General features: G+C 56.0%; 11 protein-coding genes. All 11 read right to left on the bottom strand.

What is annotated here, in order from left to right:
- Position 1: 1 nt before the first annotated feature.
- The 11 genes from REH34_RS07065 to REH34_RS07115 all read right to left on the bottom strand — a co-directional run bounded on the left by REH34_RS07065 (position 2) and on the right by REH34_RS07115 (position 13163).
- Positions 2 to 748 carry an ABC transporter permease gene (locus tag REH34_RS07065; protein WP_311971214.1) on the bottom strand — a complete coding sequence of 249 codons (747 nt, stop codon included), beginning with the start codon at positions 746 to 748 and terminating at the stop codon, positions 2 to 4.
- Between the two features lie 69 nt (positions 749 to 817).
- Positions 818 to 2137, bottom strand: coding sequence for a lipopolysaccharide biosynthesis protein RfbH (gene rfbH / locus REH34_RS07070; RefSeq protein ID WP_311971215.1), 1320 nt, complete (start codon positions 2135 to 2137; stop codon positions 818 to 820).
- Between the two features lie 23 nt (positions 2138 to 2160).
- Complete coding sequence (rfbG, locus tag REH34_RS07075) at positions 2161 to 3246, bottom strand: CDP-glucose 4,6-dehydratase (protein ID WP_311971216.1); 1086 nt, start codon at positions 3244 to 3246, stop codon at positions 2161 to 2163.
- Positions 3231 to 4001 (bottom strand): glucose-1-phosphate cytidylyltransferase, encoded by a 771-nt coding sequence (gene rfbF / locus REH34_RS07080; protein WP_311971217.1) that lies wholly within the window; start codon positions 3999 to 4001, stop codon positions 3231 to 3233. The genes rfbG and rfbF overlap by 16 nt, the downstream gene beginning before the upstream one ends.
- Positions 4002 to 4074: 73 nt before the next feature.
- Positions 4075 to 5712 carry a glycosyltransferase family 2 protein gene (locus REH34_RS07085; protein WP_311971218.1) on the bottom strand — a complete coding sequence of 546 codons (1638 nt, stop codon included), beginning with the start codon at positions 5710 to 5712 and terminating at the stop codon, positions 4075 to 4077.
- Between the two features lie 21 nt (positions 5713 to 5733).
- Complete coding sequence (locus tag REH34_RS07090) at positions 5734 to 6819, bottom strand: hypothetical protein (protein ID WP_311971219.1); 1086 nt, start codon at positions 6817 to 6819, stop codon at positions 5734 to 5736.
- Positions 6816 to 7766, bottom strand: coding sequence for an NAD-dependent epimerase/dehydratase family protein (locus REH34_RS07095; protein WP_311971220.1), 951 nt, complete (start codon positions 7764 to 7766; stop codon positions 6816 to 6818). The genes REH34_RS07090 and REH34_RS07095 overlap by 4 nt, the downstream gene beginning before the upstream one ends.
- Entirely contained in the window at positions 7766 to 8857 is a 1092-nt protein-coding gene (locus tag REH34_RS07100) for a 3-dehydroquinate synthase family protein (RefSeq protein WP_311971221.1), read from the bottom strand. The genes REH34_RS07095 and REH34_RS07100 overlap by 1 nt, the downstream gene beginning before the upstream one ends.
- The gene (locus tag REH34_RS07105) at positions 8841 to 9560 is read right to left on the bottom strand and encodes an SDR family oxidoreductase (RefSeq protein WP_311971222.1); all 720 of its coding nucleotides are present in this window, start codon (positions 9558 to 9560) and stop codon (positions 8841 to 8843) included. Before REH34_RS07105 ends, REH34_RS07100 begins: the two co-directional genes overlap by 17 nt.
- Before the next feature lie 9 nt (positions 9561 to 9569).
- Positions 9570 to 10370 (bottom strand): aldolase/citrate lyase family protein, encoded by an 801-nt coding sequence (locus tag REH34_RS07110; protein ID WP_311971223.1) that lies wholly within the window; start codon positions 10368 to 10370, stop codon positions 9570 to 9572.
- Positions 10371 to 10967: 597 nt separating this feature from the next.
- Entirely contained in the window at positions 10968 to 13163 is a 2196-nt protein-coding gene (locus REH34_RS07115; RefSeq protein WP_311971224.1) for a glycosyltransferase family 2 protein, read from the bottom strand.
- Positions 13164 to 13307 lie beyond the last annotated feature (144 nt).

A 13307-nucleotide genomic window follows, 5' to 3' on the forward strand; every position in this document is an offset into this window, starting at 1 on the left:
GCTACAACCAATAAACGATGCGCGTACGAAACCGCGCAAACAAAAGAAACGAGACCGCTGCGGTCCCCAGCAGAATCAAGCCCACATGACCCCAGAGGGCTGGGGTCAGTGGTTGGCCCAGCAGCGGGTTACGTACCAGTTCGAGCAAGTAGTAGAACGGGTTGATTTCCGCGATCCACATACGAGTGTTAAGGACATCCGCCTTCCACATGATGGGCGTCATGAAGAACACCACCTGCAGAATGTTGGCAACGATCTGCGGAATGTCACGGAAGCGCGCGCTGAGCAATCCGACAGCCAGTGCCAGCCAGAACAGAAAGACTCCTATCACCGCCAACCCGACCACTGCCAGCAATAGGCCCATTGGATTGAACGGCAGGAACCACAGCACCACCCCGATCAGCACCACAGCGTTGTGAAGAAATACCAGGATGTTGCGCCATACCAGGCGCAACACATAGGACGACAGGGGTATCCGCGCCGCCTTGATACCGCCCTCAGCACCGGTGAACACCGAACAGCTTTCGTTGATCACGATGGACATGAAGTTCCAGGTGATCATGCCTGCGGCCAGGTACGGAATGTAGTCGTGCACGTCCATCTTGAACAACCCGGCGTACATCACCCCCAGGCCGCCGATCAATACGGCAGTACTGAGAGTAATCCACAAAGGCCCTAATACCGACCGGCGATAACGCTGGCGAATATCGTGGCTGCCAAGGAATGCCCATGTTTCAGTTGCGGTCAACGCCCCGACCAGATCTCTCCAGGCCTCGGCCATTCGTATAGAAAAGCGCTTGCTCAAAGGGTGCCCTATTTATTTTTGATTGATGCCGAAGAAGGTTTCGATGCGATCCACGACATAGTCGAGCATCTCAGGGGTCAGGCCTGGCCACACGCCGATCCAGAACGTCTGGTTCATGATCCGGTCAGTGTTTTCCAAGGTGCCCGAAACGCGATATTCACGGCCAATCATGTATGGCTGGCGCAGCAGGTTGCCGGCGAACAGCAGGCGCGTGCCGACCTTGTGGTCGTCCAGGTAAGTCAGCAGGTCGAGACGGGTGAACGCAGTCCCTTCCTTGAGGCTGATCGGGAAACCGAACCAGGAGGGATCGCTGCCTTCGGTAGGCTCTGGCAGCACCAGGAACTCCTGGCAGCGGGCGAGCTTTTCTTTCAGATAAGCGAAGTTGCGTTTGCGTGCCTCGATGAAGGACGGCAGCTTGTCCATCTGCGCCAGCGCGCAAGCGGCTTGCATGTCCGAGATCTTGAGGTTGTAGCCTAGGTGCGAGTAGGTGTACTTGTGGTCGTAACCGTAGGGCAGATCGCCCAGCTGCCAGCAGAAACGCTTTTTGCAAGTGTTGTCTTCGCCCGGCGGGCAGAAGCACGAGCGGCCCCAGTCACGGATCGATTCAACGGCCAGGCGCAGCTTGGACTTGTTGGTGAACACCGCACCGCCTTCACCCATGGTGATGTGGTGGGCCGGGTAGAAGCTGAGGGTGCCGATGTCGCCGAAGTTGCCGACCATCTTGCCGTCGTAGGTAGAACCCAGTGCATCGCAGCAGTCTTCGACCAGCCAGAGCTTGTACTTGTCGCACAGCTCACGGATCTTGCGCAGATTGAACGGGTTACCCAGAGTGTGGGCCAGCATGATCGCTTTGGTTTTCGGCGAAATGGCGGCTTCGATCAAATCCGGGTCGATGTTGTAAGTGGTCGGATCGACGTCGACGAACACCGGGATCGCGCCGTTCTGGATGATCGGGTTGACGGAGGTCGGGAAGCCCGCAGCCACACCGATCACTTCGTCACCGGGCTTGATGGCACGGGCGCCCAAAGTCGGCGAGGTCAGTGCGGTGAACGCCAGCAGGTTGGCCGAAGAGCCCGAGTTGGTAGTCAGTACGTGCTTGACGCCGAGGAACTTGCTCAGGCGTTTTTCGAATTCGGCGTTGAAGCGGCCGGTGGTCAGCCAGCCATCCAGCGAGGCCTGGATCATCAGGCCGACTTCGGCACCATCGATGACCTTGCCAGACGGCGGAATTGCGGTCACGCCGGGCACGAATTCGCGGCGCGCGAAAGCGGTCTTGGAGTATTGCTGGGCCAGATCGTCGATCTGTTTTCTGAGGTCGTCTTGGGTGTTCATCAGGTAATCCGCGTTCGTTGTGGTCACGCTTGCGAGAAGCGTGAAATTTGATCAATACAAACTTGTCGCATGTCGCTGCCGGCCAGGAATTCCCGGTGCCATCCAACGACTTCATCCAACGCTCGGGCGAGGGACCAGCGTGGTGTCCAGGACAGGTCGGCACGGGCTTTGGAGCAGTCGAGCTTCAGGTAATGGGCTTCGTGGGGCGCCGAGGCATTGGCCTCGATGCGGAACTGCGAGCCATCGGCCCAGCACTGAGTCATGCGCTCGGCAATCCAGCTGACCGGTTGCGCGTCGGCATCCGCAGGGCCGAAGTTCCAGCCCTCGGCGAATTGTGCCCCATCTTCATACAAGCGCTGGGCTAGCACCAAGTAACCAGACAGCGGCTCAAGCACGTGCTGCCACGGGCGAATCGCCCCTGGGTTGCGGATGATAGCGACTTCCTTGCGCTCAAAGGCGCCCAGCAAGTCAGGGATCAGACGGTCGGCCGCCCAATCACCACCACCGATCACATTACCCGCACGGCCACTGCCCAACGCGAGGCCGTGCTCGGCATGACGCGCGGGGTTGAAATAGGAGTTCCGATAGGCTGAGGTGACCAACTCCGTGCAGCCCTTACTGGCGCTATAAGGATCGTAGCCGCCCATGGCTTCGTTCTCGCGATAGCCCCAGGCCCACTCGCGGTTCTCGTAGCACTTGTCGGAGCTGACAACCACGCAGGCCTTGATGCCACCGCATGAGCGCATGGCTTCGAGCAGGTGCACGGTGCCCATGACGTTGGTGGCGAAGGTTTCTACCGGCGCGTCATAGGAGTAGCGAACCAGCGGCTGCGCGGCCAGGTGCAGGACGATGTCCGGCTTGGCCTGCGCCATTGCCGCGGTCAACGCTGCCTGGTCGCGGATGTCGCCGATAAGGGAAGTCATGCCCTCCCCCACTGCAGCGACCTCGAACAGGCTCGGTGTGGTCGACGGAGCCAGAGCGAAACCGGTGACAGTCGCGCCCATTTCCTGCAGCCACAGCGCCAGCCAGCCGCCTTTGAAGCCCGTGTGACCGGTCAGGAAGACCTTTTTGCCCTGCCAGAATCCGCGATCTATCACCATACTTTCCACGGCGCGACCTTGCGTTCCCACAGGTCTTCCAGCTGTTGTTTCTCGCGCAGGGTGTCCATCGGCTGCCAGAAGCCGCCGTGCTCATAGGCCAACAGGTTGCCGGTGCTGGCGAGCGCTTCGAGTGGCTCGCGCTCCCAGATGGTTTCGTCTTCTGCGATGAGGTCGATCACTTCGGGCTTGAGCACGAAGTAGCCACCGTTGATCCAGGAGTCGTCACCGTGGGGCTTCTCGCGGAAGCTCTCGACGAAATGGTTGTTGATGTTCAGGGCACCAAAGCGGCCTGGCGGCTGGGTGGCCGTGACCGTCGCCTTTTTACCGTGCGCCTTGTGGAAGGCCACCAACTTGCCGATATCGACATCGGCCACGCCGTCACCGTACGTGAAGCAGAAGTCTTCACCTGGCTCAAGGTACTCGCGCACACGGCGCAGGCGGCCGCCGGTCTGAGAGTCGGCACCGGTATCCACCAGCGTCACACGCCAAGGCTCGGCGTTGTTCTGGTGGACTTCCATCTGGTTCTTGGCCATGTCGAAGGTTACGTCCGACATGTGCAGGAAGTAGTTGGCGAAGTACTCTTTGATCACGTAACCCTTGTAGCCCAGGCAAATCACGAAATCGTTCACGCCGTAGTGGGAGTAGGTTTTCATGATGTGCCAGAGGATCGGTCGGCCACCTATTTCAACCATAGGTTTCGGGCGAGTGCTCGTCTCTTCACTCAGACGACTACCCAGCCCGCCTGCCAAAATTACTGCTTTCATCGTTTGCTCCTGCGTCATCTCTAATAAGTTTCAACGGGGTTGGATCACGAAGCAACCCCAGCTAAGGAACGGATCATCTAGCCAACAGCCGCTTGCCTAAACGTACGCATTTCCCTATGGGATAGGTAAACAGGTAGGTAAATTTACGCACCCACAATGTGGCTTGGCGATAAATCTGGACGGACCCGGAGTACTCATGCGCTACGCGGTGCATCACGCTGATGTGCTGCTCACCGAGATGATGCAAATCGGCCACCGCCCGGGTGGCAAGGTGGTGCATATCAACCATGGCCCGGTTGCCGGCTGTGACAGCTTGCCGATGCACTTCGACTGAACTCGTATATTCGCTTAGAAAGCGCTGCATCAGATCCACTGGCCGTCTTCGCGACGCACGGGCCAAGCCCATTTTGGCCTGATCAGCGGCCTTGGCCACCAAGGAATCCAGATTGTCAGCTAGCAGCAGCGCCGGCGCGTGTTCTTCAAGATCAATTACAGAAAGAGCGGCGATCACCCCACCATCGATCTGCGGCTGCACTGCGACCCAATGGCACGCCATACGGTAAATGTGATAACCGTACCGATCCCCTTGCCAATTATTGCGGTAAACATCAGCATCATGAAGCCGATGAATACGATCAAAAGTCGCTTGCAGCTCCTCCAACTCTTCCCGTGAGCGCTGCCCGGTTGCTATTTGGTGCAGCTGTAAAATAGGCTCGAACAAGTCATAGGTGAAGAGATCACAGGACACGAAGAAATTTCGGATCTCCGCCAACACCTCGGCGTCGACTTGAAACCTTTCCTCCGAGAAGTGGATAGACGCCACAACCTGCGTATAAACCTTGTGAATACATTCATTCAAGAGCTTAAACCGTGATCCATCGCGGCGACTTTCGAAAATCCTCGGTAAACTTCCGCCTGTGATGACACCCCTATCAACCAACCACTTGAACTGCAAGGCCATGCCAACGCCCCAGAAATGGTGATCTGCGACATTTAGGCGCTCGGCTACCTTTTTGAAGTGCGCGACCTGTTTAAGGCCGTCAGAATTCCGGTAATACACAAGTGGCATATTGACAATGCGACTCCTACGATGCGCGAAGCAAGCTAGGAACCAGCAAACATGGGAATACAACGGCTGAATAGCTTGAGCTTCCCAAGCGATTTCAATATCAGCATATTCACGCCGAAAAATCACATTAGAAATACCTGCCAGCATAAACCCGAAACCAGCTGTTTCGATCAGTTGGTCTGCAGATACATCCATATAAGCGTTGCGCATGGAGACCATCTTCGGGCACAACACCTGGCCGTCGTCGTCAATGACCGGCGAATTGAAGACATAAAGATCCGCAGCATTCTCCCTGATCATGGAAATCAGGTATAGAATAGTACCTACGGTAGGTATATCATCGTCACCGTGATACCAAACAAACTCCCCAGCGCACAACTCCAGAGAGTGAAACATATTCAGCTCCGCAGTCTCGAGAAACTCTTTGCGATTGTAGAGCTTGATGCCTCCCCCGATGAGAGGCTCAATGAGTTCGCGGGTGCTGTCATTGGAGCAATTATTGACAACCACTATCTCGATGTCGTCGGTCAGCGGCATAAGGTTCTGCTTCAGAAACAACACTAAAGCATGCACACGCTTACCACGATTATAAGTGGGAATACAGATTGTAAGCGCTGGCTTTCTGGGCAATACCATTTCCATATTTAGAATCCGACCTTATTATCAAGCATCGCTCAGTCGAGTACGACCAGTTTTAACCCGAGCCACTATCAAACGGGTCGTATAACCAATCCCTCGCTCACGAATCATCAGCACAATGGTTTTGATGATACCAATGTAGCGCGACGGCTTGGTCATTTTCTCGACATAGGTGTCCACCATCTGAACATTATAAGGCGTGACATCAGCCAATGCCTGGGTAGAGACAACAAAGTCGGCCAGCGCTTGCTCTGCCCGCAGAAAAAGACTCAAGTAGCGCTCGCGGGCGAGTGCTACAGTGTTTTTCGCCCGTACAAAGCCTTCAGGATCATCGGCGCCCCATACATAGCCTTCCGTACCGTGCTCGTCCTTACCGATCAAATCGGTAAAGAACTCATTCGGCAAAAATACTACCGGGCAACCACACAACATCGCTTCAATAGCCAGTGCCGAATTCTCATAGCAGTAGAACCGCTCGCACTGCTGAAACAGATCACGAATCTGCTCTGGCGTCTGCTCGTCATCGCGATCCCGAACTATTTCGGCCAAACCCTCGGTGATTGGGAACGTCTTGCCACCGTGGTAATTTTTATATTTACCTGCGTAGAAGCATGCGCCCTTGCGCTGAGTACCCGGAGCAGGCGGTACGAAGAAGTTTGGATCCGAAGCAGGAATAAAGATCGTCTGCTTGGAAGTCGGCACTGTCGCCGCAATCGCCCCGCTGTAGGAAATGCAATATTCCGATACCGGAAATTGGGAATCGCCACCCAACAATCCCGCATAGTTCAGCACGTACCTGACGATGAACGGAGCGTTCATCGGGTCGCCCTTGATGCTCTCGGGGTAAATGGTGATCGGCGTCAGCCCTTGAGCACGGTGGTAATCCATGGTGCGCTTGGTCAACAGCGGGGTGTTAAGGGCCGGATGCGTCGACAGGTAAGGCGGAAAGTGCGGATGAATGATCAGGAAAGCCTGCTCACCCATCCGATTCAAGGCATGACAAAGAAAATGCAGCGCCTTGATCCCGGCTGAAGTCCTGACATATCGAGCAGCAACGATGTAGTAAGGGTTACGCCGTACAGGCATGAATAGAGATCGAGTTTCGGTCATGACCTGCCACTTTGCAGCAAAGCGTTCATGTAGTCGGCGGTCAGCTTGATTTGCTGATCCAGCCCGAGCGGAGAAATTTCGAACGCGCGTTCGAATTCACGAATGGCATTGGCATCGCCAACGTAGCGGTCTGCCGCAGTGCCGCTCATCGGCGCACGCTCGATGACCAGGTGCGGCGCAAGCAGTTGCTGGCAGCGCTGTGCCAACTCGCCCACTTCGACCGCTTCGGTGCCAGCCGTATCGAATGCGTGGAACGCTGCCCCCTGATCGCGCCCCGCCAGCATCAGCCGGCAGCACAATTCGATCAGGTCCGTGACACTGTAGTAGGAGCGGATCACGGGATGAGTCGCGCGTACGCTGATTGGCTCGTTGCGCAGACACGACGCGATGATCGAGGCTAGCGCATACAGATTGTGCTTGTTGATGTAAGGCCCACTGACGTTGAATACCCGAGGGCTCACGACCGGAAAGCCATACTGCTTGCCCATGGCTTCGAAAGCGCGCTCGTCATCGAGCTTGCAGCGACCGTAGATCGCCCCATCGCTTTGATTGGTTTCATCAAGCCCCGCATAAGCCGCGCCACTGGACGGCACAAACAACCCGGCAATCGCATTGGCGTCCACAAACTGCGCCAGAGCGTCGCGAATACTGCGGTTGAGGAGTATGTAGTCCTCAAGCGTATTGGCGCCTACGCGATCCTTGGTCTGGAAGGCATAGTGGAACACCAGGGCTGGCCGCGATGTGCGCAGCGCCGGCAAGGACGACAGTGCCTGAACCTGTACGGCTGAGCCATCACGTAGCATCAGGACCCGAGCACTTGATGCGAAGGCATGCACCTGGGGCCACTGCGCCGGAGGTAGCTGGCGGAACAAGTATTCCAGGGTGGCCTGACCCAACCAACCGCTGGCCCCGATGACGACGAAATCGACCTGGTCAAAACCTTCCATCAGGCACCGCCGTTCACAGCGAGGTCCGCGCCTTGGGCGAAGGCGTTACGGATCAGCGCCTGAATCAATGGAGAACGTTCCACCGACAGGCGCTGCAGATCACCATCACCGACCGGTACAATGACGCGGTAGTGGCTTTGGGAGTGCTTTTTGTCGCTACCGAAATGCTTGAGCAGCACCTCCGCGTCGATACCTACCAGCGGCGCCAAGGTGTGGCGCATGGGTTGCAGCAATGCCTGCACGTGAGCGACCAAGCGGCCAGCACGCTCCAGACCTGCGGGAGTCAGAATCGAGGCCACCTCTGCATACCGGTAGGCCATCAGGATGCCAACGCCGACGGCGATACCATGAGGGATCGCAAAATGCGTGGCCGACTCGACGGCATGGCCGAAGGTGTGGCCGAAATTCAGCAACAAGCGCTCGGCTTGGTCGAACTCGTCGATTTCTATAAACCACTTTTTGGTTGTCAGGCTTTGCTCGATGATGGCAAAAGCGGTTTCGGTTTTCAGTGGTGCGGTCGGTTGCAGAGCGAGGTATGCATCGAATGCTTCGCCGCCCCGTGCGTAGCAGATCTTCACCGACTCCATCAGCCCGCTGGTTTGTTGCTCGGCGCTGAGGCTATGCACGAAAGCGAGGTCGATCAGAATACTGGCCGGCGGGTGGAAATTACCTACGAGGTTCTTGAGCGCGCCGACGTTGATCGACGATTTGCCGCCGATGCAGGAGTCGACCATGCCCAGCAGAGTGGTTGGGCAATAATGCCAACGCAGGCCTCGCATATAGATCGATGCCACGAAGGTAGCGATGTCCTGGATGATGCCACCGCCTACCGCCACAATCTCGGTTTCCCGAGTGGCGCCATGGCCCTTGAGGGCTTCGATGATCGGGGCGATACGCTCCAGCGATTTGTTTTCTTCGGTCGCATCCACGGCAATGATTGGATCGGTGACGAACGCCACCTGAGCCAGCAAATTGGTGTCCACGATAAAAATTCGGTGAGCTTGACTGGCCACCACGTTCTTGACCAGCCCCTCGCCCAACGACACACGGTACACGCCCGTCGAGCTGTTTATATCAAACGATGCGTGCATGTGTGAAACCCTTGTCGACGGTCAGGAATTGGCCAGTAATGGCACTGTGTGCTGGCGAACAGCAAAACTCCACCACCGCGGCCACATCGGTCACACCCGCCAGCCTGGAGCCCGGTGTCGCGGCTTCCAGGCGGCCGATCTGCTCGGCCGAGAGGTTGGCACGGGTCATCGGGGTATCCAGCGCGCCAGGCAGTACCGCGTTGATCACGTGGCCTTCTGCGGCCAGATCGAGGGATACCGAACGCACCAACCCCTGCAAGGCAGCTTTGGTGACGCAGTAGGAGAGTTTGTTTTGCCGGGCAATGTTTTGCCAGATAGAGCTGATGACGCACAACCGTGCACCACCCTTGGCCAGCGCGCCAGCGGTCAGCAAAGCGTTCAGCGACACCAGCACCAGGCCTACGTTGGCCTCGTACATCCGCATGTGCCGCTGGTAGTCGAGGTCAGTGATGTTATCGGTGCAGTTGTCACCCTGCGCCCAGACCACGGCGTCGAACTGGCCCAGCGCGGCCGGCACTGGCTCTTCGGCAAGAGGGTTCCACACCAGGGTGGTCACCTGTGGATGCGCCGAAGCCGTCGAAGTTACCTGCCGTACGATCGCAGTGACATCCCAGTGGCGGGTGGCGAACCACTCCACCAGCCCGGAACCAATGGCGCCCGAGGCGCCAAAGATCGCTATGCGCGGTCGCGCAGTCGTTGCCACGACCATGCCTTATTGGCCGCCCAGCAGTTTCCAGCGGGCATCGAGCATGGCGATGCGCTTATCATCTTCCTTCTCGATCAGACCGTAGTACTCGCGTTTGTTTTCCAGCCACAGCAGTTCGAAATGCACTGCGTTGAGCAGACCTTTTTCGATGTCGCGAGTGCGCACCGAGTCAGCTGCGTAAACGACCTTACGGGTTTCGAAGCGAGCCAAATGATTGGCTTCGAGCTTCTTCAATTCTTCGATCGCATCGCTGGAAACACCGCCGCCAACGACCAGTTCCAGGCCGGCAGCCTTGGCTGCAGTACCGGTCTTGAGCGCGTACTCGGTGACTTTCGGATGGTTGATGTCATCGCGGCTGTAGCCGTTGGACAGGGAGAAATCGACACGACCGAACACCACGCCGTCCAGACCATCAGAGACGCTGGCAGCTTCTATCAGCGCATCCAGGTTGTTGAACCCGGTAATGGTCTCGAGGTTGAACAGGAACTTGGTGTCCTCTTGCTCTTCCTTGGTGTATATCTTGTTCTTCGCTTCGATGAACTTTTTCACCGCGTAAGCGGATTCGATCATCGGCGCGATGATGTACTCGACGCCGATCTGCTTGCTTTCGAGCAGGTCACGAATGGCTTCGCAGCCGCCGATCTTCAGGGCGATGCCCAAGTCGGCACGCCGGGCAAGCTCGATCAGACGCAGCAGTTCGTCTACACGAGTGCCTTCGGCTTCGAACTCGGCCTTGACGGCCAGGTAGCCGTACTCCTCTTTACCGCGTTTGAGAAGCTCCAGCATCTTGCGTTCACGACTGTTCATTTAGCACTCCTTACTCAAATATTTTCAGACGAGCTGACTTGGCGAGCTCGCTTCAGTTAAAACGCCACGACGCAACAGGATACAGCCTGCCTGAACTCCGCGCTGGGAACTCAAGATCTTGGTCGGGAATAGAAACGCCTCAGACATGATGGCACTTAGCCAAAAGCATGCTGGCATTTCAGAAGCACACAAAAGCGGTACATTGTGCACCGGATAAGGTGAAAAAATTGATGGCGAAGCGGTACTAGCAGTTAACAAATTTTGACCTACAGTAGCAAGGTACTCGCGTATCAAGGTATTCCATCCCAAGCCAACTGCTGGTTTCGGCATCCTGAGCCGTTCACAAAAACGTGGCAACGCATCTTGTCGGAACCTGGAGGGAAATTCACCTATTTTTTTTCAGCGTCTGCCGCCAATTTGTAACGCCTGACTGCGAGAAGTGAAACTCAGGCCGCATAGAAACCTCAGTGGCTAGACTCGCTATAGCTGTAATCACCATCCCAAAGCACTCTGCACTTGATGAGCCCGCTTTAGCAGCACCTCTCCTTCACCGCAACGGCAATAGGACACCACTGACGGACGCAGCACAGCTTTAGCTCACCCAGGCTCTGATAAATCGCGCAGCCGCTGTGTCTCCTCCACGAGGTGGTCGAGCAACGCCTCAAATACCGGGATGTCAACAGCTCGGATACTGCGATTCTGCTCTCGCAAATTGTCCAGCCAGGCTAGGGTCGCCGAGAAATCCTTGGCGGGTCCTTGCAAAGTGCGAGCGGGAACCAGCGTGATTCCACAGTGCAAGGCAAGCTGCTCTTCGGTGAATGTAAAACCATATCGTTCCAGAATAGCTCTTTTCAGACAATTAGTTTCTTGATCGATCTCCGCGAGATGCAAGCTACCATCACTCTCCCAATGAATCCTCGTCGCTGACAGCTCTTCCTGCACATTGCCGTAGCGCAATCTATCGATATTAAGCGCAGTGACCCAATAGTCATTGGCAAACGAATAAGAATTATGAAAGCGCAAGTCAACCGCGAGTGCTTTTTCCCGATCAAAGCATAGCGTGGGCGCGTGCATAACCCACCAGAACAACAACCCTGCCCTGATCTGCTCGTGGCTTTGCGGTTTCCCATGGATATGATGCCCCTCGTTCTCGGTGGCATGGCTGCGAACGTGCCAAAACGACCGATACATGGCGCTATTGACGCCTAGCTCCGGGTCCTCGAGGAAGGCATCAATCTGCCGTTCAAGTCGGTGCGTATAACTGACATCATCTGAATGTTGTATCGCAATCCAGCGTGATTGGGTGGTACGAAAAAAATCGTCGACGCGCAACGTAGGATGCACACCAGGGTAAATTCGAATCGAAACTCGTGGATCCCTAACGGCGTAGGCTTTAGCGATATCCACCGTGGCATCGGTTGAGCCGCCATCGAGTACCGCCAGCTCCAAATCTTGCCAAGACTGTTCTAAAACACTTTCGATTGCCTCGGCGACATACCTTGCGGAGTTGAACGTTGGCAGGATCACTACCACTGCAGCTGGGCCATCCGTCAATGTGGGCTCATGCAAAATGTAGGGAACCGATTCAGGCTCTTCAGATTTTTCCGGAACTTCGACTGCCGTGGCCGTCGGGACCGATGAAGCGAAGATATTCTTTATGGCTCTTAACGGGGCCGTGATGCGCCATGAAGTGGATTTCTGTAATCGTTCGATGTGATTCTGGGCAGTCCACAGTTCTGCGCCGGCCAACGCCGCATCTTTCTTGCAGACTGACAGATCGCCCTTAAGCCCGAGCAACTGATGCTCCAGCCCCTTCGCCCTTTTTGTTGACTCGCGCTTCGCTTCCGCCATGGCAAATTCTGCGTGCCGTAATGCCCCGTCCGTAGCGCGCTGCATTCGCTGTACAGACTCGACCAATAATTTTTGCTTTTGTTGAACCTCACCAGCACGCTCCAGACCGGCAACGACTGAATTGGGCGTTTTAAACATGGCGAGCAAGCGATACTCGTCCTGATTTGCCACGCGAAGCTTTTCCAACGTTTCGCGACGCAGATCAGGCTTGCTACTGGCAGCATGGGTCTTGAAAAAATCAACCCCAGGATCCAACGGCACGCCGAGTAAAAAACTGATAGAGGAGATCGCCTGTTTCAACTGCGGATAGATACCGATGAAGGCAAATCGCTGATGGACGGCTCCCAACAACTCAAGCCTCGCCTGATCATCTATGACTCCGCTAAAGTATTCAGGCACCTCGCCTATCGCAGGACTTATCAGTAGAGACCAGAAAGCGTTGAAATAAAAATTCTCATAATACGGGCAGCGAGATGCCTCAAGTACCAGTTCATCGAGATCTGCATCTGGCTGTATGAAGAGCGCATAGAGCGACTCGCCAAACACCTTTCTATACCAGGAAATTTCAGCTTGCGAACGCAACGAGGCTGCGGGCAGATCGGCGCATTCGCCCATGAGTTTACGAACATGGAAAACATCCGAGAGGAAACGCTCCACGGGGTCACGCAAGAGCGTCACGTAATTACGGGCCTCCGACGGCAGCGCGGCCTCGATGTTTTGACGGGTACGGTGATGCAAAAAAGGCGATTCATTCCCCCATTTCAGACTTGGCGCTTCTAGCTGAGCCTTGCGCACTGCTTGTTGCGCAAGAAAAGGCGTATCGAAGTCACTCAGCGATTGCTCATAGAGATCAATTACCCGGACTGCGTGCTTGGTCGCCAGAGGGGCGAGGACATTCCAGACGGCCGATCCACCGGTACGGCCCATATTAAAAAAAATCATCCCGCCCGCTTGCTCCCCTATTGATCACCGAATGCCATTACATCAGCCCCTCAAGGCAGCTTATATCAACATTTGTATCGTCGCGGCAGTCGACAACAAAAGTCAGGGCTCCGTTCCCGTCTCATCCAAATTGACGGCGTCCGT

This window comes from Pseudomonas baltica (assembly GCF_031880315.1).
GTDB lineage: Bacteria > Pseudomonadota > Gammaproteobacteria > Pseudomonadales > Pseudomonadaceae > Aquipseudomonas.

Bases quoted from the DNA above. Each gene is read 5' to 3' on its own strand.
- REH34_RS07095 (WP_311971220.1), bottom strand. From the start codon at position 7,766: ATGGAAGGTTTTGACCAGGTCGATTTCGTCGTCATCGGGGCCAGCGGT.
- REH34_RS07090 (WP_311971219.1), bottom strand. From the start codon at position 6,819: ATGACCGAAACTCGATCTCTATTCATGCCTGTACGGCGTAACCCTTAC.
- rfbH (WP_311971215.1), bottom strand. From the start codon at position 2,137: ATGAACACCCAAGACGACCTCAGAAAACAGATCGACGATCTGGCCCAG.
- REH34_RS07100 (WP_311971221.1), bottom strand. From the start codon at position 8,857: ATGCACGCATCGTTTGATATAAACAGCTCGACGGGCGTGTACCGTGTG.
- rfbF (WP_311971217.1), bottom strand. From the start codon at position 4,001: ATGAAAGCAGTAATTTTGGCAGGCGGGCTGGGTAGTCGTCTGAGTGAA.
- REH34_RS07110 (WP_311971223.1), bottom strand. From the start codon at position 10,370: ATGAACAGTCGTGAACGCAAGATGCTGGAGCTTCTCAAACGCGGTAAA.
- REH34_RS07085 (WP_311971218.1), bottom strand. From the start codon at position 5,712: ATGGAAATGGTATTGCCCAGAAAGCCAGCGCTTACAATCTGTATTCCC.
- REH34_RS07115 (WP_311971224.1), bottom strand. From the start codon at position 13,163: ATGATTTTTTTTAATATGGGCCGTACCGGTGGATCGGCCGTCTGGAAT.